Origin of the sequence: Methylomicrobium lacus LW14 (assembly GCF_000527095.1) — a bacterium.
GTDB classification, from domain to species: Bacteria; Pseudomonadota; Gammaproteobacteria; order Methylococcales; family Methylomonadaceae; genus Methylomicrobium; species Methylomicrobium lacus.
Map to the genome: position 1 here is coordinate 3,987,911 of NZ_AZUN01000001.1, position 19,697 is coordinate 4,007,607.

Genomic DNA, 19,697 nt, shown 5'->3' on the forward strand with positions numbered 1-19,697 from the left:
GCAAAGCAATCTTTGTCCCTGCGTCTGCAGCAAGTCCCGGCCGTGACTCCCTTTTTGCCTAGACCGCTTTGATGTCCATTCCCTATTGGCGCCTGTCGGGTTTCTATCTGTTTTATTTCGGTACGCTCGGCGGCTTTTTGCCCTATTGGAACCTGTACCTGAAACAGCTCGGTCTCGATGCGGTGCAGATCGGCAATCTGTCCGCGGTGCTGGTCGGGACCCGGATCATCGCGCCGAATTTTTGGGGCTGGATCGCGGATCGGACCGGCAGGAGTCTGCGCCTGATCCGGGTGACGCTGTTTTTCTCGGCGCTGGCTTTTTCGGGCTTTCTGGCCGTGCGGGGTTATGTCGAGCTGGCGGCCTGCACCTTCGGTTTTGGCGTCTTCTGGAACGCCTCGTTGCCGCTTTTCGAGGCGGTCACCCTGGCGCATCTCGGCGACGATTCGCACCGTTACAGCCGGATACGGTTGTGGGGCTCGATCGGCTTCATCGTGACGGTGCTGGGTCTCGGTTGGTGGTTTGACCGCCAGCCGATCGCGCAGCTGCCGCTGTTCCTGGTCACGCTGCTGCTGTTGAACTGGATCGTGACGCTGATGCTGCGAGGAACCGCTCCCCGCCAGTCGCACGCGGAGTCGTCCGGCGTGCTGTCGGTATTGAAGAAGACCGAGGTGCTGGCCTTCCTGGTCGTGTCGATGCTGTTGCAGGCCGCGCATGGGCCCTATTATGTTTTTTATTCGATCTATCTCCAGCAACTGGATTATTCGGCCGCGACGACCGGCAGCCTCTGGGCGCTGGGCGTGTTCGCGGAGATCATCCTGTTCATTTTCATGCGGCCCTTGCTTGGCCGTTTCAGCCTGCGCGGCATTCTGCTCTGGAGTCTGCTGTTGGCGACCGCGCGCTGGCTGCTGATCGGCTGGTACGCCGACAATCCGGCCTTGCTGGTGTCGGCGCAGCTGCTGCATGCGGCGAGTTTCGGTTCCGCGCATATTGCGGCGATCCATTTGGTGCAGCAGTATTTCGGCGAGCAGCATCTGAGCAAGGGGCAGGCGCTGTACAGCAGTTTCAGTTTCGGCGTCGGCGGCATGCTCGGCAGTCTGTACAGCGGCTATTACTGGGATAAGATCGGCGCCGGCATGATTTTTACGATTGCGGCGCTGTTATGTTTTTTGGCTTTTGTGATCGCCTTTGCAGGGATGCGCGGAAGCATGGCGAAATCGTCGCGGCAAGGCTAAAATACAAGGTTTAGGCGAGTTCGTGACTTCGCAAACTTTTTTGAATAACAAGGTGTAATGTGTTTGAAATAATTAAAAGCGGCGGCTGGATGATGTGGCCCTTGATGATCTGTTCGATCGGCATGATGGGCATTGTTGCGGAACGGTTCTGGACCCTCCAGCGCAAAAAAATCATGCCGCAGGATCTGGTTTTGCAAGTCTGGAAGCTGCATCGTGAAAACCGGATCGACGAAATGACGCTGCGCCGGCTCAAAACCAGTTCGCCCTTGGGACACATCATCGCGGCCGGCATCGCGAACAGCGATCACGGACGCGAGCTGATGAAAGAATCGATCGAAGACGTCGGGCGTCAGGTGACGCACGATCTCGAGCGTTTTCTGGATGCGCTCGGCACCATTGCCGAAGTCTCTCCCTTGCTGGGTTTGCTGGGCACCGTGTTCGGCATGATCGAGATTTTTTCCGAACTGCTGCATCATGGCGCCGGCGATCCGACGGTGCTGGCAGGCGGCATTTCGGTCGCGCTGATCACGACCGCGACCGGTCTGTCCGTCGCGATTCCTAGCCTGATCTTTCATCGCTATTTCCTACGCCGAGTCGATGAATTTGTGATCAACATGGAAATGGAAGCGTTGCGTCTGATCGAGATGATGCACGGCGAGCGCGAGGCCGTTCTATGAATTTCCATCGTAAAAAAAGGCGAAAAATCGATATCACCTTGATCTCGATGATCGATGTGCTGTTTGTGCTCTTGCTTTTTTTTATGGTGTCCACGACGTTCAACCGGCAGACCCAAGTTAAAATCAGATTGCCCGAAGCCAGCGCAGCCGAGGCGGAAGCGCCGCCAAAATCGATTACCTTGGTGATCGATGCGGACGGACTGTATTATGTGAAGGGCGCCGACGGCATGCTGCACCAATTGGTCGACCAAAAACCGGAGACCTTGCTGCGCGAACTGCAAAAAATGGCGACCACTGGCACCGACCTGCCTTTCATCATCAGCGCGGACGGCAAGACGCCGCATCAGGCGGTGATCAGCGCGCTCGATGCGGCGGGCCGGGCCGGTTTTACGCATATTACCTTCGAAGCGCAGCAGCCGAAATCTGCGCCATGACAAAACGGCTGTCGCGGCTGGCGGCGCAGGTCTGGTATCAAAAAACCGCCGTCGGCGCGCTGCTCTGGCCCTTGAGCAAGCTGTTCGAAGCCATCGTCTGGCTGCGCAGGACGGGCTATCGCCTGGGGCTTCGTAAAACCACGACCTTTAAGGTTCCGGTGGTCGTGGTCGGCAATATCACGGTCGGCGGCGCGGGCAAGACGCCTTTGGTCCTTTGGCTGGCGCAGTTTTTAAAGGCACAAGGCTACCATCCCGGCATCGTCAGCCGGGGTTATGGCGGCAAGCCTGAGGGATGGCCGCAATGGGTCGATGCGGCGAGCGCTGCCGGCGCAGTCGGCGATGAAGCGCTGTTGATCGCGACAAAAACCGGCTGCCCGATGGCGGTGTCGCCGCGGCGCCCGGAGGCTTGCCGGTCGCTGCTCGATAAGGCCTCTTGCGACGTGCTGCTGTCCGATGACGGTTTGCAGCATTACGCGCTCGGCAGAACGATCGAGATCGCGGTGATCGATGGCGAAAGGCGCTTCGGCAACGGCTGGTGCCTGCCGGCGGGGCCGCTTCGGGAATCTGTCACCCGGCTCAAGGAAGTCGATCTGATCGTCGTGAACGGCGGCGAGGCGCGGCCCGGCGAGTTTGCGATGCGAATGACGATGCAGGAAGCGGTCAACCTGATGACCGGCGAGCGCAGGCTGCTGGCCGAATTCAAGTCCGCCCCTTGCCATGCAGTCGCCGGGATCGGCCATCCGGCGCGGTTTTTTCAGGGCCTCGAAAGGGCGGGGCTGACTTGCATCACACATGATTTTCCGGATCATTTTGCCTTTCAGGCTCGGGATGTCGACTATGGCGATGCGCTTCCGGTTCTAATGACCGAGAAGGATGCGGTAAAATGTAAACAATTTGCCAACGCAAGGCTTTGGGCCGTTCCGGTAGAGGCTAATCTGGACCCGGCTTTTGCGGCGCGGTTAATCGAATTATTAAGTGAGACCCATGATAGATAAAAAATTGCTCGACATTCTGGCTTGCCCGATCTGCAAGAGTTCGCTGGTTTACGACAAGGCCAAACAGGAACTGATTTGCAAGCCCGACCGGCTGGCGTTTCCAATCCGCGACGATATTCCGGTGATGCTCGAAGACGAGGCGCGCGCGCTCAGTTTCGAAGAAGTCGAAGCCTACAGATGAGCGTTCGCTTCAAGGTCGTGATCCCGGCGCGCTACGGATCGACCCGGCTGCCCGGCAAGCCTTTGCTTCCTATCGCGGGTAAACCGATGATCGCGCATGTCTGCGAACGCGCGCGCGAGGCCGCGGCGGACGCGGTCGTGGTTGCGACCGACGACGAGCGGATTTTCCGCGCCGTTCAGGCATTGGGCATCGACGCGGTGATGACCCGTCCCGATCACCAGAGCGGCACCGAGCGCATCGCGGAGGTCGCCGAAAAACTCGGCTGGGCCAGCGGTGACATCGTCGTGAACCTGCAAGGCGACGAGCCCTTGCTCGATCCGAAGTACCTGCGCGCGGCCGCGGCAGTGTTGGCCGGCCAAGAGCAGGCCGGCATCGCGACCTTGGCGGCCGCGATTCACGACAGCGCGGAAGTCTTCAATCCGAACGCGGTCAAGGTCGTCTTGAACCGGCACGGCTACGCGCTGTATTTCAGCCGTGCGCCGATTCCCTGGGATCGGGACGGCTTTGCCGCCGGCAACCGGACGTTGTCCGGCAACATGCCTTATTACCGGCACATCGGCCTATATGCGTACACGGTCGATTTTTTGCGCCGTTACTGCCATTGGGATGCTTCGGTACTCGAGAAAACCGAGTCGCTCGAACAGCTCCGTATCCTGTGGCAAGGCGAAGCGATCGCGGTCAGCATCGTCGATCAAATTCCGCCGGCCGGCGTGGATACGCTGGAAGACTTGCAGCGCGTCGAGCAGTTTCTCGGCTCGGCGGGCTAGACTATGCCGTCGCTCAATGACGGACCCTTTCAATTATTTTTTGTATAGATCTGAATAAATGGACCAATTTCCTCGTATCAGCCGCTTGCCCCCCTATGTTTTCAATATCGTGAACGAACTGAAGGCCAAAGCGCGAGCGGCGGGGGAGGACATTATCGATTTCGGCATGGGCAACCCGGATCAGCCGACGCCGGATCATATCGTGAACAAGATGCTCGAAGCGGCGAAGCGGCCGGACACGCACCGCTATTCGATGTCGAAAGGCATCCCGCGCCTGCGCAAGGCGATCTGCACCTGGTACAAGAACCGCTTCGATGTTGACCTGGACCCGGAAACCGAAGCGATCGTCACGATCGGCTCGAAAGAAGGCCTCGCGCATCTGGCGCTGGCGACCCTGGGCCCCGGCGACGTGGTGCTGGTGCCGAATCCTGCCTATCCGATCCATCCTTACGGAGTCGTGATCGCGGGCGCCGATTTGCGCCACGTGCCCTTGGTGCCGGGCGTCGATTTCATCGAGGAATTGCAGCGCGCGATCGGCGAATCGTGGCCGAAGCCGAAGATGCTGATTTTGAATTTTCCGGGCAATCCGACCAGTCAATGCGTCGAGCTGGACTTTTTTGAAAAGATCATCGCGCTCGCGAAAGAACACAATATTTGGGTTGTGCACGACATCGCCTATATCGACATCGTCTTCGACGGCTACAAGGCGCCTTCGATATTGCAGGTTCCGGGGGCGAAAGACATCGCAGTCGAATTTTTCTCGCTGTCGAAAAGCTACAACATGCCGGGCTGGCGCGTCGGCTTCATGTGCGGCAATCCGAAGCTGGTCGGCGCCTTGGCGCGGATCAAATCGTATCTCGACTACGGCACCTTCACGCCGATCCAGATCGCCGCGATCACCGCGCTCGAAGGGCCGCAGGAGTGCGTGCAGGAAATCGCCGCGATGTACCAGCGGCGGCGCGACGTGCTCTGCGAAGGCTTGAACGCGGCCGGCTGGCCGGTCGAGAAGCCGAAGGCGACGATGTTCGTGTGGGCGCCGATCCCCGAGCCTTATAAAGCGATGGGGTCCCTGGAATTCTCGAAAAAGCTGCTGATCGAGGCGAAAGTCGCGGTCGCGCCCGGCATCGGCTTCGGCCAGTACGGCGACGATCATGTCCGCTTCGGCCTGATCGAGAATGAACACCGCACCCGGCAGGCGGTGCGTGGTATTCGCCATATGATGAAAAAGGACAAGGTTGTATAATATCCGTTTTTTTATTAAAAAACGGATCAGGAGATTGTTTTGAAACCGGTAAAAGTCGGAATATTGGGGCTAGGGACGGTCGGCGGCGGCACGGTCAATGTCCTGAGGCGTAATGCGGTCGAAATCGCCCGCCGGGCCGGGCGCGAAATCATCGTGACCCGCGCGTCGAGTCGTGACCTCGGCAAGCCGCGCATTTGCAGCACCGAAGGCATCACGGTCACGGCCGATCCCTATGATGTGATCAACGACCCCGAAATCGACATCGTGCTCGAATTGATCGGCGGCTCAGGTCCCGTCAAGGACATGGTGTTGGCCGCGATCGCAAACGGCAAGCATGTGGTCACCGCGAACAAATCGCTGATCGCGCTGCACGGCAACGAAATTTTCGCGAAAGCCCGCGAGAAAGGCGTGATCGTCGCGTTCGAGGCGGCGGTTGCCGGCGGCATTCCGATCATCAAGGCGATCCGCGAGGGCCTCAGCGGCAATCAGATTCAATGGCTGGCCGGCATCATCAACGGCACCGGCAATTTCATCCTGACCGAGATGCGCGAAAAAGGCCGCGATTTTGCGGACGTGCTGGCCGAGGCGCAGGCTCTGGGCTATGCCGAAGCCGATCCGACCTTCGATGTCGAAGGCATCGACGCCGCGCACAAACTGACGATCCTGGCCTCGATCGCATTCGGCATTCCGTTGCAGTTCGACAAGGTCTATACCGAAGGCATCACCAAGATTACCCGTCTCGATGTCGATTATGCGGAAAAACTCGGCTACCGGATCAAGCATCTGGGCATCGCGCGCAAAACCGATGAGGGCATCGAACTGCGCGTGCATCCGACCCTGATCCCCGAACGCCGCTTGATCGCGAACGTGAACGGCGTGATGAACGCGGTGCTGGTCAAGGGCGATGCCGTCGGCCCGACCTTGTATTACGGCGCCGGCGCGGGCGCCGATCCGACCGCCTCGTCCGTGGTCGCGGATGTGATCGACGTGGCCCGCGCCTTGACCAGCGATCCGGAAAACCGGGTTCCGCATCTGGCCTTCCAGTCCGATGCGATCAAGGACATCCCGATACTTTCACCCGACCGCTTCAAGTCGGCCTATTACCTGCGCCTGAATGCCGAAGACAAGCCCGGCGTGCTGGCCGACGTGACCAAAATCCTGGCCGACCATCAGATCAGCATCGAAGCGATCATTCAAAAAGAACCACTGGCAAACGAAACGGCGGTGCCGATCATCTTGCTGACGCAGGTCACGCTCGAAAAAGAAATGAACGATGCGATCCGGAAGATCGAAGCCTTGCCAACCGTGACCGGCCAAGTCTGCCGGATTCGCCTGGAAACCTTGGGATAAATAACACATGTCTATTGCAAAACATTACACCGGTCTGATCGACCGCTACCGCGATCGTCTGCCGGTTTCGGCCTCGACGCGCATCATCAGCCTGAACGAAGGCAACACCCCGCTGATTCAGCTGCAAAACATTCCGCGCCTGTCCGGCAAGGATGTCGATATCTACGTCAAATTCGAGGGCCTGAATCCGACCGGTTCGTTCAAGGATCGCGGCATGACGATGGCGGTCACCAAGGCGGTCGAAGAAGGCAGCCGCGCGATCATCTGCGCCTCGACCGGCAACACGTCTGCCGCGGCGGCGGCCTATGCCGCGCGCGCCGGCATCAAGGCCTTCGTGATCATTCCGGAAGGCAAGATCGCGCTCGGCAAGCTCGCGCAAACCCTGATGTACGATGCGACGATCATCCAGATCCGGGGCAATTTCGACCAGGGTATGACTCTGGTCAAGGAAGTCGCAGAGCTGGCGCCGGTCACGATTGTGAATTCGATCAATCCGTACCGGATCGACGGCCAGAAGACCGCTTCCTTCGAAATCATCGACGCGCTCGGCGAGGCGCCGGACTATCATTGCCTTCCGGTCGGCAACGCAGGCAACATTACCGCTTACTGGAAAGGCTACAAGGAATATTCGACCGACAGCGACACGCACAAGGCGGTGACTTCGAAGCGCCCGGTCATGTGCGGCTACCAGGCGGCTGGCGCCGCGCCGTTTTTGGCAGGCCATCCAATCGACAATCCGGAAACGATCGCGACCGCGATCCGCATCGGCAACCCGCAATCCTGGGATTTCGCCTGGGCCGCGCAAAAGGAATCCGGCGGCTGGTTCGACAAATTTACCGACGAAGAGATTCTCGAAGCGCAAAAGCTGCTGTCGCAGCATGAGGGCATCTTCTGCGAGCCGGCCTCGGCGACTTCGCTGGCGGGCGCCTGGCGCGACATCAAGAGCGGCAAGATTCCCGAAGGCAGCAAGATCGTCTGCACCTTGACCGGCACCGGACTGAAAGACCCGGATACCGCAATCAAGCAATGCGCGGCGGCGCGCACCTTGACGATCGACGCCGAACTCGATGCGGTCAAGCGGGCGATTCTGGATCATATGTAAAATCGCCAGCCCTTTCAAGGCCACAAAATTTCTTATTATCCACTCGCGGAGGGTCGGATTGCCGGTTGTCGGCGGTCCGGCCTTTTGAATTTTTCCGGGTTGGCTTCTTTTTCTTGAGGATACTGTCATGCCCTCAGATTCCCGTCCCCCCGTTCGTGAACAACTCGCCAGCCTGGCATTTGGCGCCGTTGGCGTCGTTTTCTGCGACATCGGCACCAGCCCGCTCTACGCGTTGAAGAAAGTCTTCCAGGACGGCATCACGGTCGATAGAGCCCATGTCCTCGGCGTGCTGTCGCTGATATTCTGGTCGCTGACCCTGGTCGTCGCCTGCAAGTACACGCTTTTCATCCTGCGCGCGAATAATAAAGGCGAGGGCGGCATCATGGCGCTGATGGCGCTGGCCTTAAATGCTTGTCGGGACGATCCCCGTAAAACGGCCGCGGTCGTCAGTCTCGGCATACTCGGCGCTTCGCTGTTTTTCGGCGACATCATCATCACCCCGGCGATCTCGGTGCTCGGCGCGCTCGAGGGGCTGCAAGTCATTTCCCCTGCGTGGACCGACGATGTCAGGCCGATCGCGTTGCTGGTGTTGGGCGGACTGTTCATCTTTCAATCCTCGATCACGGTCAGGATAGGCAAAATTTTTTCGCCGGTGATGGTGTTATGGTTCGGCGTGCTCGCGCTGACGGGATTGATCAATCTGCTGCAGCATCCGGATGTGCTGCTGGCGGTCAATCCGGTTTACGCCGCGCAATTTTTGTGCGAAATCGGCTGGAAAGGCTTTCTGGTCATGGGGGCGATCGTGCTGGTGATTACCGGCGCCGAGGCGCTCTATGCCGATATGGGACCGTTCGGCCTGAAACCGGTCCGCCTGGCCTGGTTCGGTTATGTCTTTCCGGCCTTGCTGCTGAATTATTTCGGTCAGGGCGCCTTGCTGCTCGAAAATGCCGAGGCGGTGCAAAACCCGTTTTATTTTATGGTGCCGGTTTGGGCGCGTTTTCCGCTGCTGATTTTGGCCGCACTGGCGGCGCTGATCGCTTCGCAGGCGGTGATTTCGGGCGCCTTCTCGGTGATACGGCAGGCGATTCAGCTCGGCTATTGCCCGCGCCTGAATGTCCTGCATATCTCGGACGGCGAAAAGAGCCGCGTGTATTTGCCGGCCGTCAATTGGCTCTTGATGATCGCGGTGACCACGCTGGTGTTCAATTTCCAGTCGACCTCGGCGCTGGCGTCCGCCTATGGCATTGCGGTGACCGGGACGATGATCGTCGATACGGTGTTGGCTTTTATCGTGATCCAGGCGCTCTGGCAATGGCAAAGAGTCAAGAGCTTGGCTTTCCTGGCGATATTCCTGGCGATCGACTTCCAGTTTCTGTTTGCGAACAGCCTGAAGATTCAGACCGGCGGCTGGGTGCCGCTGGGGGTCGGCGCGCTGGTCTATATCGCGATGACCACCTGGATCAAGGGGCGCGCGCTGCTGCACGACTACATGGAAGAGAAGCATTTGCTGTTCGAGGAGCTCGAACAGGAAATCACCGGCCACTTGGTCACCGTCGAAGGCACCGCGATTTATCTTGCCAGAACGCTCAAAGGCGTGCCGCCGGTGCTGCTGCACAATCTCGAACACAATCACGCGCTGCATGAGCAGGTGATCGTGCTGACCATCGTCACCAAAGACGAGCCTTATGTGGACGAAGCGCACCGGCTCAAGATTCGCATGTTCGGTAAAAACCGCAAATTCTACCGGGTGAAACTGTATTACGGTTTCAAGCAGAACGCGGACGTGCGCCGGGCGCTCGAATTGTTGAACCGGGAAGGCCTGGTTTTCGATCCGAAAAAGGTGTCTTTTTTCATCGGCAGCGAGCGGGTCTCATTCCGGATGCGCAGTCCGATGCCGCCCTGGCGGCGCGGTATCTTTTGTTTCTTGTTCGACAATTCGACCAGCCCGATCGACTTTTTCAAGATTCCGGTGGACCGCGTGGTCGAACTGGGGGTCAGGGTTGAGCTATAGCGCTTTGCTAGGGTGAACGGGGCGGGACTGCAAGACCTCTGGGGTTTTTAAAGCCTCGGAGGTCTTGCCGTTTTCAGGCGACTGTTTTATTTGGCAATCAGATAGCCGGTGACCGTGCCGGAGATCGCGGCGGCATGGCCTTGCAGCGGGTCGGAAAATCTACAGTTGATTTCGGGAACCAAACCGGACTCGACATAGAGTGTGAGAGGCTGGCTGGCGACGCGCGCGGCGATTCGTGTGTGCGCCGGCGAAGCAATGCGGGATTGAGGTCCCAACATCAGCGGGTGGCTGGGGCTGACCTGAGTGATGCGGTTGTCCTGCGTGCCGGCATAAACGAAGCAACTGACGTCAATCGCGGAGTCGTCGGTTTCGGCGACCACCGAAACTTGCTGCACCACGAGACGCGATCCCGGCGGGACCTTCTGCATTTCCAGTACCAGCGAACGGTCGCCTTGAATGGATTGCGTGTCGGTCCAACTGTCGTTTTGATAAGGGACTTTGCCGACCGGACTGATTTCCTTGGCGGGAGGCGTCACCGCATCGGTGCCGGATTGTGCGGCAATGCCGGGCGTGCCGGCGAGAGAGAATAGCGTTAGAATCGTCGCTGGAATAAGCGCTTGCTTGGACATGAGGTACCCCGGGTTATTTTTATTGTGGTATTTGTGCAGGACTGAACTGGCTAACAAAATGAGTCGGCCGCCGCTATTGTAGTGCCGGCATCTTGTCATTTTCAAGCAAATTGACTTCATCAACGGTAGAGGAATTGTATGGCGTTTGACTGGATGCCGGTGGCGATCATCGCCGGTTTGTTAGGGATGATCATCGTGATCATGCAGTGGCTCGCGTTGCGGCGTTTGCAGGCTTTGCTGACGGCGGCGCAGGGCGTCGATGCCGAGGTGACGATGAGGGCGTTAAAAGATCAGGAAACCGCCTTGAAGCAGGGCTTTGCCGAATTCCGGAAGGAACTCCGGGAGGTTAGCGCGGAAAATCGGCGCGAGTTGCAGGAGGCGTTTAAAAATCTCCAGGATACCTTGCTGAACCGGATCGCCGAAAACCAGCGCACCCAGCATGCGCAGATGGACACGTTCAAGAATGGCTTGGTCAGCCTGTCCGAAAGGCTGATCAATAACGCGAACGAATTCAGGGAAAGCGTCGGCCGGTCGTTTCAGGTGACCGGCGACTCGTTGAGCCGGAAACAGGACGATTTTCGCGACAAAACCGCCGAAACCTTAACCCAGTTTCAGGAAGGCATCAAAGCCGACGCGCAGCAAAACCGGCAGGAGCTGAGCGCGGGGCTCGGTTCGTTCGAAGGCAAGTTTGCCGAAGGCATCAAGGATTTCAACGAACAGCTCCGGCTTAAGTTTAGCGATTTGAACCGCCAGCAGCAGGAAGCAAATCAGTTGGCCAAGGCCGGCATCAACGAAATCCGGGAAACGATCGAAAAACAGTTGCAGGCGATCCGGGAGGACAACACCCGGCAGCTGAATGAAATGCGCCAGACTGTCGATGAAAAGCTGCACAATACGCTGGAGCAGCGTCTCGGCGAGTCGTTCAAACGGGTCAGCGACCAGTTGGAGCAGGTGCATAAGGGGCTGGGCGAGATGCAGACGCTGGCGGTCGGGGTCGGCGACTTGAAGAAAGTGTTGTCGAATGTGAAGACGCGCGGCATCCTCGGCGAATATCAGCTCGGCAACATTCTTGAGCAAATCCTGGCGCCCGAGCAGTACGACGTGAATGTCGCAACCAAAAAAGGCAGCCAGGCGAATGTCGAATATGCGGTCAAATTGCCGGGCAAGGCCGACGACAAGACCGTCTGGCTGCCGATCGATTCGAAATTTCCGCTCGAAAGCTATCAGTTGCTGCTCGGCGCGCTGGACGAAGGCAATCCGGCGGCGGTCGATGCGGCACAAAAACAGTTATTGAAAGCGATCGAAAGTTTCGCGAAAGACATCGCCGGCAAATACCTCGACCCGCCACATACGACCGATTTTGCGATCATGTTTCTGCCGGTCGAAAGTTTGTACGCGGAAGTCTTGCGTTCGCCGGAGCTGTTCGAAAAACTGCAACGCACTTACCGGGTCACGATTACCGGGCCCACCACCTTGTCGGCTTTGTTGAACAGCCTGCACATGGGCTTTCGGACGCTGGCCGTGCAACAACGCAGCAGCGAAGTCTGGAAGGTGCTGGCCGAGGTGAAGACCGAATTCGGCAAGTATTCCGAGCAATTGAATCTGGTCTATAAACAACTCTCGACCGCATCGATTTCGCTGGAAAAACTGCAAACGACGCGCACCTCGGCGATGGAAAGAAAATTGCGCGGCGTCGAGATACTGGGCATCGAGAGCGATGCGGAGCCGATTGCTTTGCCGGAGCCGGATTGAAGCGTATCCGCTTAACTTTGACCGGGCACCGGTCTTGCAATGAGCGCGGGGACTGACCTGATTCGGCGCACGTTATACGCGGCTTAGGCCAGTCTCCGGTGCCGCCATAGGGCTATTACGGTAAAATGGCCGGCAGATGCGCTCTGATGTCGGCCGCACTCAGGTTGGCAAGATTTTTGTTCAGTTCCAGGCTGATATGCGTTTTCACATGGTTCGGCATGTGTTGTCTGATCAAGCCCAGAATGGACGGATCGGCGACCACGATCAATCGGTCGAAGCGGTTGGTATTATGCGCGAGTTCGATAGAATGCACGATTTGGGTTGCGAACACCTCGGCCTCGTGCTTTTTCGGATCGGTCTCTTGTTCGAAGGCATGGCCGCCGAGTCCGCCCGGATTCTTGACCCTGCCGGGCAGGTCCGACGTCATCTCCCGGTCATGCATGCGCCCTTCTTCGTGGACTAGCGTATCGAATTCCTCTAACGGCGAGGAAGACGAATCCATCTGAAAAAAACGCGCGCGCGTATGATCTGCAACAACTACCCAGGTGGTCATAGGTGTATCCTCAGTGATTGATGAATGGGGTGTCTGGAGTCAACCCTGATTATTGTGCGCGCACGCCTTGTGGTTGGCTATTGGTATGATTACCTAGCGCTTTCCTGCAAAAAACGGCGGCGGGTATCCAAGCCGGCTCAAAGGCTTTATGATATGGGGTTGCAGGTTTCGGCCACCCAGACCCCATCTCTCGCTTGACCAGAAAAAAACGCCACTCAAAACACCGTCACTCCCCGCCGTTAGCGCTTCGGGCCACCCTATACAAATTCGCCTGGCAGGCCATGCTGGCCTTCGTGGCTTCATCGGTCGGATTTTGCCTGTTGTTTCGCTGGCTGCCGCTGCCGACGACCGCGTTCATGCTGAATCGCCATGTCGAGGATTTCCGTTACGAAACCACATTCAAGTCGATCGATTACCACTGGGTGGGCGCCAACAGGATTGCGCCGGCCGCTTACCAGGCGGTGATCGCGTCCGAGGATCAGCGTTTTTTTGACCATGCGGGGTTTGATTTCCGCTCGATTCAGGCGGCGGTCGATAACTATGCCGAGGGGCGCCGCCTCAGAGGGGCGAGCACGATTTCGCAGCAGGTCGCGAAAAACCTGTTTTTAAGCCCGTCCAAAAGCTTTGTCCGCAAAGGCTTCGAGGTCTGGTTTACGCTCCTCCTGGAGACGTTCTGGAGCAAGGAGCGGATTTTGACCGTTTATTTGAACATCGCGGAATTCGGCGATCATCTGTTCGGCATCGAGGCGGCGAGCCGGCGCTATTTCGGCAGCCCGGCCAGTCAATTGAGCCGGCCGCAGGCGGCCCTGCTCGCGGCGACGCTGCCGAATCCGCTGCGCCTGAAGGCGGCGCGTCCGTCGTCTTATGTGCATGCGCGGCAACAATGGATTCTCCGGCAAATGCGCCATATCGTCTATCCGCGCTGAGATCGCTTCAATGTTGGCTCTTTATGTTGAATGCACGATCCTGCCTTGTCGTTGAACATCGGTTTTAGTCCCGGGTCTTACCCGCAGAGGAAATTTATATGAAAAAGTTTGTCATGCTGACGATGCTGTTTAGCTGTCTGATGCGAGGCGCCGAGAGTCGGGCCGAAGACAATCCGCAATGGGCGGTCGCGACCTTTGCGGGCGGTTGTTTCTGGTGCACCGAAGCCGGTTTTGAAAAACTCCCCGGCGTCAAAAAAGTCATCTCGGGATACAGCGGCGGTCAGGTCGAGAATCCTTCCTACAAAGAGGTGAGCGCAGGCCAGACCGGCCATGTCGAAAGCGTGCAGGTTTATTTCGATCCGAGCGAAATCGATTATACGACGTTACTGCAAGCCTTCTGGCGCATGATCGATCCGACCGACAGCGGAGGTTCGTTTGTCGATCGCGGCAATCAGTACCGCTCGGTGATTTTTTATCATGACGACGGACAAAAGGCGCTGGCCGAAAAGTCTCTTGCGGAACTGGCCGCATCGAAACGTTATTCGGCGCCGATCGTGACCGAAGTCCGGAAGTTCGAGTATTTTTATCAGGCCGAGGATAAACATCAGGATTATTACAAAAACAATCCGCTGATCTACAAATTTTGGCGCTACCGGTCGGGCCGCGATCAATATCTGGAAAAAACCTGGGGCGCCGATCTGCACTTGGCTATTGCCCCCAAGATAGATGGGCGCGCCTTTATCAAGCCGTCGCAGGAAGAATTGGCCAAGCGCCTGACCGAACAGCAATATCAAGTCACGCAGGAAGAAGCGACCGAGCCGCCGTTCGATAATCCCTACTGGAATGAAAAACGCGCCGGCATCTATGTCGACGTGGTCAGCGGCGAACCGCTGTTTTCGTCGAAGGATAAATACGATTCCGGCACCGGCTGGCCGAGCTTTACGAAACCCCTGGTCGAAGACAATATAATCAAGAAAAAGGATTTTCTGTTGATCATTCCGCGCACCGAGGTGCGCAGCCGCGCCGCCGGCTCGCATCTCGGCCATGTGTTTACCGACGGCCCAGAGCCGACCGGTCTGCGTTATTGCATCAATTCGGCCGCGCTGCGCTTCATTCCGGTCGAAGACATGGAAAAACAAGGCTATGGCCAGTTTTTGCCCGCATTCGGAAAATAGTCAATTGCCGAGGCGCGGCGTAACTGCCGGCCCGAACTATGATAAAATCCAGTCTTTATGACCCTGTTGCGGCGGTCCGGCGCCTTAGGCGGGCGGACCCGGCAACCCTGAGCTTAGCGCCTCAATGAACCCAGTTTCTGAAGCCAATCAACTGATAGACCGTTTCGGCAGAAAGATCGATTACTTGCGCATCTCGATCACCGACCGCTGCGACTTCCGCTGCGTCTATTGCATGGCCGAGGAGATGACGTTTCTGCCGCGCGCGCAGATTCTGACCCTCGAAGAGATCGAGACGATCGCGGCCGCCTTTACCGAACTCGGCGTCAAAAAAATCCGCATTACCGGCGGCGAACCCCTGGTCCGCAAAGGCGCGCTGGATTTGTTCGAGAGTCTCGGCAGGCTCCAGGGACTGAAGGAACTGGTGATCACGACCAACGGCGCTCAGCTCGAAACGATGGCCTCGGCCTTGAAAAAAGCCGGCGTCAAGCGCATCAATATCAGCCTCGACTCGCTGGACCCTGCAAAATTCAAGGCGATCACCCGCACCGGCAATCTGCAAACCGTGCTGAACGGCATCGCGGCCGCCAAGGCCGAGGGTTTCGAGCGGATCAAGATCAACACGGTCGTGCTGAAAGACAACAATCACCTTGAGGTCTGCGATCTGGTGCAGTTTGCGGTCGACAGCGAGATCGACATCAGCTTTATCGAGGAAATGCCGCTCGGCGTCGTCGAACACCACGACCGTTCCACGGCTTATTATTCGAGCGATCTGATCAAGAAGAATTTGGCGGCGCGCTTTTCATTGCTCGCGACGCCCGAAAAAACCGGCGGCCCGTCGAATTATTTTAGAGTCGCCGGCACGAAGTCCCGCGTCGGGTTCATCTCGCCGCACAGCCACAATTTCTGCAGCACCTGCAACCGGGTCCGGCTGACCGCCGAAGGCCGCCTGCTGCTCTGTCTCGGCAACGAACATTCGGTCGATCTGAAACAAGTGGTCCGCGCGCATCCGGGCGATATCAACCTGCTGAAACAAACCCTGATCGATGCGATGCAGATCAAACCGGCCCAACACGAATTCAATCTGCAGGAACAACCGGTGATCCTGCGTTACATGAACATGACCGGCGGCTAGGCCGCGCGTCTCCTTTTCTCTATTTTATCGAGTTTCTTGATGTCTTTTGAACAACTCGGCCTTGCCGCGCCGCTCTTGCAAGCGGTTGCGGAACAGGGCTATCTGACCCCGACCCCGATCCAACAACGAACGATCCCGCTGATTCTAGAAGGCCGGGACGTGCTGGCCGGCGCCCAGACCGGCACCGGCAAGACCGCCAGCTTCACGCTGCCGCTGTTGCAGCTTCTGGCCGAATCCGAAGCCAAACCGCAAAAACCGCGTAAGGTTCGCGCGCTGATTCTCGCGCCGACTCGCGAACTGGCCGCGCAGGTCTATGACAGCGTCAGGGCCTACGGCAAGCATTTGCCGTTATTCGCCGAAGTGATCGTCGGCGGCGTCAGCATCAACGGCCAGATCCGCAGCCTGCAACGAGGCTGCGACATCGTTGTCGCGACGCCGGGACGTTTGCTCGATCATTTGCTGCAAAGACACGTCGACCTGTCGCATATTGAAATGCTGGTGCTCGACGAGGCCGACCGGATGCTCGACATGGGTTTCCTGCCGGACATCCGCAGGATCATCGGGCATTTGCCGAAAAAGAAGCAAAGCCTGCTGTTTTCGGCGACCTTTCCGGAGGAAATCAAGGGACTCGCCAAACAATTGCTGCACGAACCGGCCGAGGTATCGGTCGCGCCGCGCAATAAGACCGCGGACAATATCAAGGAGCTGTGCTACGGCATCGGCAAGGAATACAAGCGCGAGCTCTTGTCTTATATGATCGGCAGCAACAACTGGAAGCAGGTGCTGATCTTTGTGCGCACCAAGCACGGCGCGGACCGGCTCGAAAAGCAGTTGGTCAAGGACGGCATCCGCACCGCCGCGCTGCACGGCGACAAATCGCAGGGCGCGCGGACAAGAGCGCTCGAACAGTTCAAGGCCGGCCAGGTCGCAGCCCTCGTCGCGACCGACATCGCCGCGCGCGGTCTCGACATCGACGACTTGCCGCATGTGATCAATTTCGATCTGCCGCAGGTGCCGGAAGATTACATCCACCGGATCGGCCGCACCGGCCGCGCGGGCGCGAACGGCGAGGCGATTTCGCTGGTTTGTCCGGAGGAAGCCTATCAGCTGGCCCAGATCGAAAAACTGCTCGGACGCGAACTGCCCAGGGTTGCCGACACCGGTTATGAGCCGGTATCGCTGAAAGTGGTGGATAAGCCGAGTTCGAAGGCGCCCAAGAATCCGTCCGGCAAAAAAGATTACCGGCATCACCAAAAGACGCCGGCGCGTACCGGCGGCAAACCAGCGGGCAAATCGGCTGGCAAACCACAGCGGCGTGCTCCGGGCAAGTAACAAACAGGGGAGGGCGGGGAGCACCCGCTTCTCGTCCCCGCCGTCCTATATTTAACCTTGATCTTTCCGCAAGCAAGTTGCTATGCTTTTGGATTTAATAACTATTACCGAGGAAGCACACGATGTCGATTTTGAATTCGTTAACCAAGCGCTCGCGCCTGAATTCCGCGATCAAGCAGACCAAGGAGGCCCGCAAGAGCGAAGGCAGCAAGGCGGAGTATCTGTTCAAGAAAGTCTATGAAGACTATGCCGACATCGTGCATGACGATCCGTTGCGGGCGGAAGCCCTTTATAATTGGGGGAATGCGCTATTTCTTCAAGCCAACACCAAGACCGGCGAAGAGTCTCTGGCGCTTTACCGCGATGCGATTTTGAAATTCGCCTTTTGCCTGACTCTGGACCCGAATTATCTGGCGGCCGCGATCGACGGCGGCGTTTGCTATATGGATATGGCGAGGCTGCAAAACGCGGCGAAAAATTCCGAATTGTATGTGAAGGCACAACACGAATTCGAAAGAGCCAATTCGATTCAGGCCGGCGCGGCCTCCTACAACCTTGCCTGTATCCATGCGTTGCGCGGAGAGAACGAGGCTTGCCTGAAAGCCCTGGAAACTTCACGCGACAAGGGCTATCTGCCGGAAACGCAAAGCATCGTGAACGATCCGGACATGGCGGGCGTGCAGAACCAGGCCTGGTTCGTCGAGTTCTTGGAATCCCGGACTAAGAAGACGGAGGAAGCGGCTCAGCCGGCAGAAGAGACGGTTGCGGATGAGGCGTCTGAAGCGGAAGAAGACAAAACTTCAGCCGACGCTTGAAAGAGCGGGGCAAATAGCCTCTCCTAAAACGCTTACTGTCGCCATCATTCGCGGGGGCAGGTTTTGCAATGGCAATAGATGTTTAAAATATTGCTTTGCTTCAAGACCTGGCCCCGTTCATTCCGCGCAATTTGACCAAATGCGCCTGTAAGGGCTGAACCCAATAAACCCTCATCGTTATACATAGATACCGTCATACCCGCCGGGAAGCGGGTATCCAGGCCAGGGATGGTAAGCTCTAAACCTCTCTGTAGCCTGGATTCCGGCAATCCCTGCCGGAATGACGGACTTATGTATAAAGGCATGCAATAAACCATCCGGCCTTTTGCGCCCTTGCCGTCGCGGATCAAAATCTCAGGTGCCCGTCTCGCGCGGAATGTTTCTTGTCGAAGTGCAGAATAAATCGATTGATCCAGTCCGTATAAGCCAGCTCGGTGCGGATGCTGTAATGCTTCGGGTGGATTTTGTCACGAACTTGATCTAGCAACTTGGGCGGCTTACCAGATAAATTTTGTGACTAGTATTGCATTTTGATTGGGATGTGATAATTTTTTGCACATTATTGAATAGAAATCAGTTTTTTGATTTTATAAATATTTAGACAGTCTTATGACGAAATTTTTTGCGTCTGTTAGGATGCATAATTGTAGTTAGATGCTTATGGCAACAATCGAGATTCTTGGCTGGAAGGAGCATGATGTTGGGTTCACAGGGTGGGATGGACACGCCCGAACTGAGCTTACGAAACGTCTCCGTCGAGCAATCAATACATCTCCGAGCGAACTCAAGAGCATGGCTCGCGGAATTCGTTCTCGCCAGTGCATCACTTTGCGCAACGTCCACGACGATGCAATCGCAAGTGTGCGGCAGATTCTCGAAACTATGGGTGCTGAGCTTAATGTTTCACCAACACCGAAGGAGCAATGACAATGACCGCATCTAACATGGCGCTCAACCGGAGCGCGGTTACAATGCGGTTTTATTTTTTCAGCTTTCCGTGCCGCGCCCGGTTAGCTTTACGTTGTACGTCATGAGAGTTTGGCTACTGCTTCTTGGTTGCTGCATTACGGTCAGCGCTGCACGTGCTGAACCTGTTCCGTGCAAAAGCAATCCTGCCATCGTCGGCCAATGCAGCACCTTCCGCGGTCGCGTCTCGGTATACAACGGCACCCCGTCAATCCGAATTTGGCCAGTCGGCACCAAGCGGCTTCTCGGTGTTGTGCCATCCGAGAACGAGTCCATGCCGGATAGTCTCAAAAGCATGGTTTCGTTTGAGCAGGATGCATTCGCAACACTCGAGGTTTGTCCATTGTCAGCTCAAAAGCTAGGAGTAATGCAGCTCGTCTGCGTAGAGTCCGCTTCCAATATCAGCACGCGCCAGAGGTAGCCAA

General features: G+C 57.3%; 19 protein-coding genes. 16 read left to right on the plus strand and 3 right to left on the minus strand.

Annotated features, from left to right (window positions below; genetic code table 11):
• Nucleotides 1–71 precede the first annotated feature (71 nt).
• The 10 genes from METLA_RS0118635 to METLA_RS0118680 all read left to right on the plus strand — a co-directional run bounded on the left by METLA_RS0118635 (nucleotide 72) and on the right by METLA_RS0118680 (nucleotide 9,992).
• Entirely contained in the window at nucleotides 72–1,232 is a 1,161-nt protein-coding gene (locus tag METLA_RS0118635; RefSeq protein ID WP_024299994.1) for an MFS transporter, read from the plus strand.
• Nucleotides 1,233–1,291: 59 nt separating this feature from the next.
• Nucleotides 1,292–1,909, plus strand: coding sequence for a MotA/TolQ/ExbB proton channel family protein (locus METLA_RS0118640; protein ID WP_024299995.1), 618 nt, complete (start codon nucleotides 1,292–1,294; stop codon nucleotides 1,907–1,909).
• A complete protein-coding gene (locus METLA_RS0118645; protein ID WP_024299996.1) occupies nucleotides 1,906–2,343 on the plus strand; it encodes an ExbD/TolR family protein in 438 nt (145 codons plus the stop codon). Before METLA_RS0118640 ends, METLA_RS0118645 begins: the two co-directional genes overlap by 4 nt.
• On the plus strand, nucleotides 2,340–3,338 hold the full coding sequence (lpxK, locus tag METLA_RS0118650) for a tetraacyldisaccharide 4'-kinase (protein ID WP_024299997.1): 999 nt from the start codon (nucleotides 2,340–2,342) through the stop codon (nucleotides 3,336–3,338). The genes METLA_RS0118645 and lpxK overlap by 4 nt, the downstream gene beginning before the upstream one ends.
• Nucleotides 3,328–3,519 carry a Trm112 family protein gene (locus METLA_RS0118655; protein WP_029646799.1) on the plus strand — a complete coding sequence of 64 codons (192 nt, stop codon included), beginning with the start codon at nucleotides 3,328–3,330 and terminating at the stop codon, nucleotides 3,517–3,519. The genes lpxK and METLA_RS0118655 overlap by 11 nt, the downstream gene beginning before the upstream one ends.
• A complete protein-coding gene (gene kdsB, locus METLA_RS0118660) occupies nucleotides 3,516–4,286 on the plus strand; it encodes a 3-deoxy-manno-octulosonate cytidylyltransferase (protein WP_024299999.1) in 771 nt (256 codons plus the stop codon). Before METLA_RS0118655 ends, kdsB begins: the two co-directional genes overlap by 4 nt.
• Nucleotides 4,287–4,344: 58 nt before the next feature.
• Nucleotides 4,345–5,529, plus strand: coding sequence for an alanine transaminase (alaC, locus tag METLA_RS0118665; protein WP_024300000.1), 1,185 nt, complete (start codon nucleotides 4,345–4,347; stop codon nucleotides 5,527–5,529).
• 39 nt (nucleotides 5,530–5,568) lie between these two features.
• A complete protein-coding gene (locus METLA_RS0118670; RefSeq protein ID WP_024300001.1) occupies nucleotides 5,569–6,879 on the plus strand; it encodes a homoserine dehydrogenase in 1,311 nt (436 codons plus the stop codon).
• A gap of 7 nt (nucleotides 6,880–6,886) precedes the next feature.
• A complete protein-coding gene (gene thrC, locus METLA_RS0118675; protein ID WP_024300002.1) occupies nucleotides 6,887–7,981 on the plus strand; it encodes a threonine synthase in 1,095 nt (364 codons plus the stop codon).
• A gap of 127 nt (nucleotides 7,982–8,108) precedes the next feature.
• On the plus strand, nucleotides 8,109–9,992 hold the full coding sequence (locus METLA_RS0118680) for a potassium transporter Kup (RefSeq protein ID WP_024300003.1): 1,884 nt from the start codon (nucleotides 8,109–8,111) through the stop codon (nucleotides 9,990–9,992).
• An 86-nt stretch (nucleotides 9,993–10,078) separates the two neighbouring features.
• Here METLA_RS0118680 and METLA_RS0118685 read toward each other — a convergent pair whose 3' ends face one another.
• The gene (locus METLA_RS0118685) at nucleotides 10,079–10,621 is read right to left on the minus strand and encodes a hypothetical protein (RefSeq protein WP_024300004.1); all 543 of its coding nucleotides are present in this window, start codon (nucleotides 10,619–10,621) and stop codon (nucleotides 10,079–10,081) included.
• Between the two features lie 138 nt (nucleotides 10,622–10,759).
• Between METLA_RS0118685 and METLA_RS0118690 the strand changes: the two genes are divergently transcribed.
• Nucleotides 10,760–12,373 (plus strand): DNA recombination protein RmuC, encoded by a 1,614-nt coding sequence (locus METLA_RS0118690; RefSeq protein ID WP_024300005.1) that lies wholly within the window; start codon nucleotides 10,760–10,762, stop codon nucleotides 12,371–12,373.
• 115 nt (nucleotides 12,374–12,488) lie between these two features.
• Here METLA_RS0118690 and METLA_RS0118695 read toward each other — a convergent pair whose 3' ends face one another.
• Nucleotides 12,489–12,926 carry a host attachment protein gene (locus METLA_RS0118695; protein ID WP_024300006.1) on the minus strand — a complete coding sequence of 146 codons (438 nt, stop codon included), beginning with the start codon at nucleotides 12,924–12,926 and terminating at the stop codon, nucleotides 12,489–12,491.
• 194 nt (nucleotides 12,927–13,120) lie between these two features.
• Here METLA_RS0118695 and mtgA point away from each other — a divergent pair, with 194 nt between their 5' ends.
• The 5 genes from mtgA (at nucleotide 13,121) to METLA_RS0118720 (ending at nucleotide 18,306) form a co-directional block, all read left to right on the plus strand.
• Nucleotides 13,121–13,852, plus strand: coding sequence for a monofunctional biosynthetic peptidoglycan transglycosylase (gene mtgA / locus METLA_RS0118700; protein WP_036281905.1), 732 nt, complete (start codon nucleotides 13,121–13,123; stop codon nucleotides 13,850–13,852).
• Between the two features lie 98 nt (nucleotides 13,853–13,950).
• Nucleotides 13,951–15,027 (plus strand): peptide-methionine (R)-S-oxide reductase MsrB, encoded by a 1,077-nt coding sequence (gene msrB / locus METLA_RS23990; RefSeq protein WP_024300008.1) that lies wholly within the window; start codon nucleotides 13,951–13,953, stop codon nucleotides 15,025–15,027.
• Nucleotides 15,028–15,151: 124 nt separating this feature from the next.
• Complete coding sequence (gene moaA, locus METLA_RS0118710; RefSeq protein WP_024300009.1) at nucleotides 15,152–16,159, plus strand: GTP 3',8-cyclase MoaA; 1,008 nt, start codon at nucleotides 15,152–15,154, stop codon at nucleotides 16,157–16,159.
• Between the two features lie 39 nt (nucleotides 16,160–16,198).
• Complete coding sequence (locus METLA_RS0118715) at nucleotides 16,199–17,491, plus strand: DEAD/DEAH box helicase (protein WP_024300010.1); 1,293 nt, start codon at nucleotides 16,199–16,201, stop codon at nucleotides 17,489–17,491.
• 122 nt (nucleotides 17,492–17,613) lie between these two features.
• Nucleotides 17,614–18,306, plus strand: a complete 693-nt coding sequence (locus METLA_RS0118720; protein WP_024300011.1) for a TPR end-of-group domain-containing protein — start codon at nucleotides 17,614–17,616, stop codon at nucleotides 18,304–18,306.
• A 346-nt stretch (nucleotides 18,307–18,652) separates the two neighbouring features.
• Here the strand turns inward: METLA_RS0118720 and METLA_RS23800 are convergent, their stop codons facing one another.
• On the minus strand, nucleotides 18,653–18,793 hold the full coding sequence (locus METLA_RS23800) for a phage integrase N-terminal SAM-like domain-containing protein (protein WP_152539494.1): 141 nt from the start codon (nucleotides 18,791–18,793) through the stop codon (nucleotides 18,653–18,655).
• Nucleotides 18,794–19,697: the final 904 nt, after the last annotated feature.

What these genes read in the sequence shown, in the direction of transcription:
- METLA_RS0118635 (WP_024299994.1), top strand. Translation starts at nt 72, where the DNA reads ATGTCCATTCCCTATTGGCGCCTGTCGGGTTTCTATCTGTTTTATTTC.
- METLA_RS0118645 (WP_024299996.1), top strand. Translation starts at nt 1,906, where the DNA reads ATGAATTTCCATCGTAAAAAAAGGCGAAAAATCGATATCACCTTGATC.
- lpxK (WP_024299997.1), top strand. Translation starts at nt 2,340, where the DNA reads ATGACAAAACGGCTGTCGCGGCTGGCGGCGCAGGTCTGGTATCAAAAA.
- METLA_RS0118655 (WP_029646799.1), top strand. Translation starts at nt 3,328, where the DNA reads ATGATAGATAAAAAATTGCTCGACATTCTGGCTTGCCCGATCTGCAAG.
- kdsB (WP_024299999.1), top strand. Translation starts at nt 3,516, where the DNA reads ATGAGCGTTCGCTTCAAGGTCGTGATCCCGGCGCGCTACGGATCGACC.
- alaC (WP_024300000.1), top strand. Translation starts at nt 4,345, where the DNA reads ATGGACCAATTTCCTCGTATCAGCCGCTTGCCCCCCTATGTTTTCAAT.
- thrC (WP_024300002.1), top strand. Translation starts at nt 6,887, where the DNA reads ATGTCTATTGCAAAACATTACACCGGTCTGATCGACCGCTACCGCGAT.
- METLA_RS0118680 (WP_024300003.1), top strand. Translation starts at nt 8,109, where the DNA reads ATGCCCTCAGATTCCCGTCCCCCCGTTCGTGAACAACTCGCCAGCCTG.
- METLA_RS0118685 (WP_024300004.1), bottom strand. Translation starts at nt 10,621, where the DNA reads ATGTCCAAGCAAGCGCTTATTCCAGCGACGATTCTAACGCTATTCTCT.
- METLA_RS0118690 (WP_024300005.1), top strand. Translation starts at nt 10,760, where the DNA reads ATGGCGTTTGACTGGATGCCGGTGGCGATCATCGCCGGTTTGTTAGGG.
- METLA_RS0118695 (WP_024300006.1), bottom strand. Translation starts at nt 12,926, where the DNA reads ATGACCACCTGGGTAGTTGTTGCAGATCATACGCGCGCGCGTTTTTTT.
- msrB (WP_024300008.1), top strand. Translation starts at nt 13,951, where the DNA reads ATGAAAAAGTTTGTCATGCTGACGATGCTGTTTAGCTGTCTGATGCGA.
- moaA (WP_024300009.1), top strand. Translation starts at nt 15,152, where the DNA reads ATGAACCCAGTTTCTGAAGCCAATCAACTGATAGACCGTTTCGGCAGA.
- METLA_RS0118715 (WP_024300010.1), top strand. Translation starts at nt 16,199, where the DNA reads ATGTCTTTTGAACAACTCGGCCTTGCCGCGCCGCTCTTGCAAGCGGTT.
- METLA_RS0118720 (WP_024300011.1), top strand. Translation starts at nt 17,614, where the DNA reads ATGTCGATTTTGAATTCGTTAACCAAGCGCTCGCGCCTGAATTCCGCG.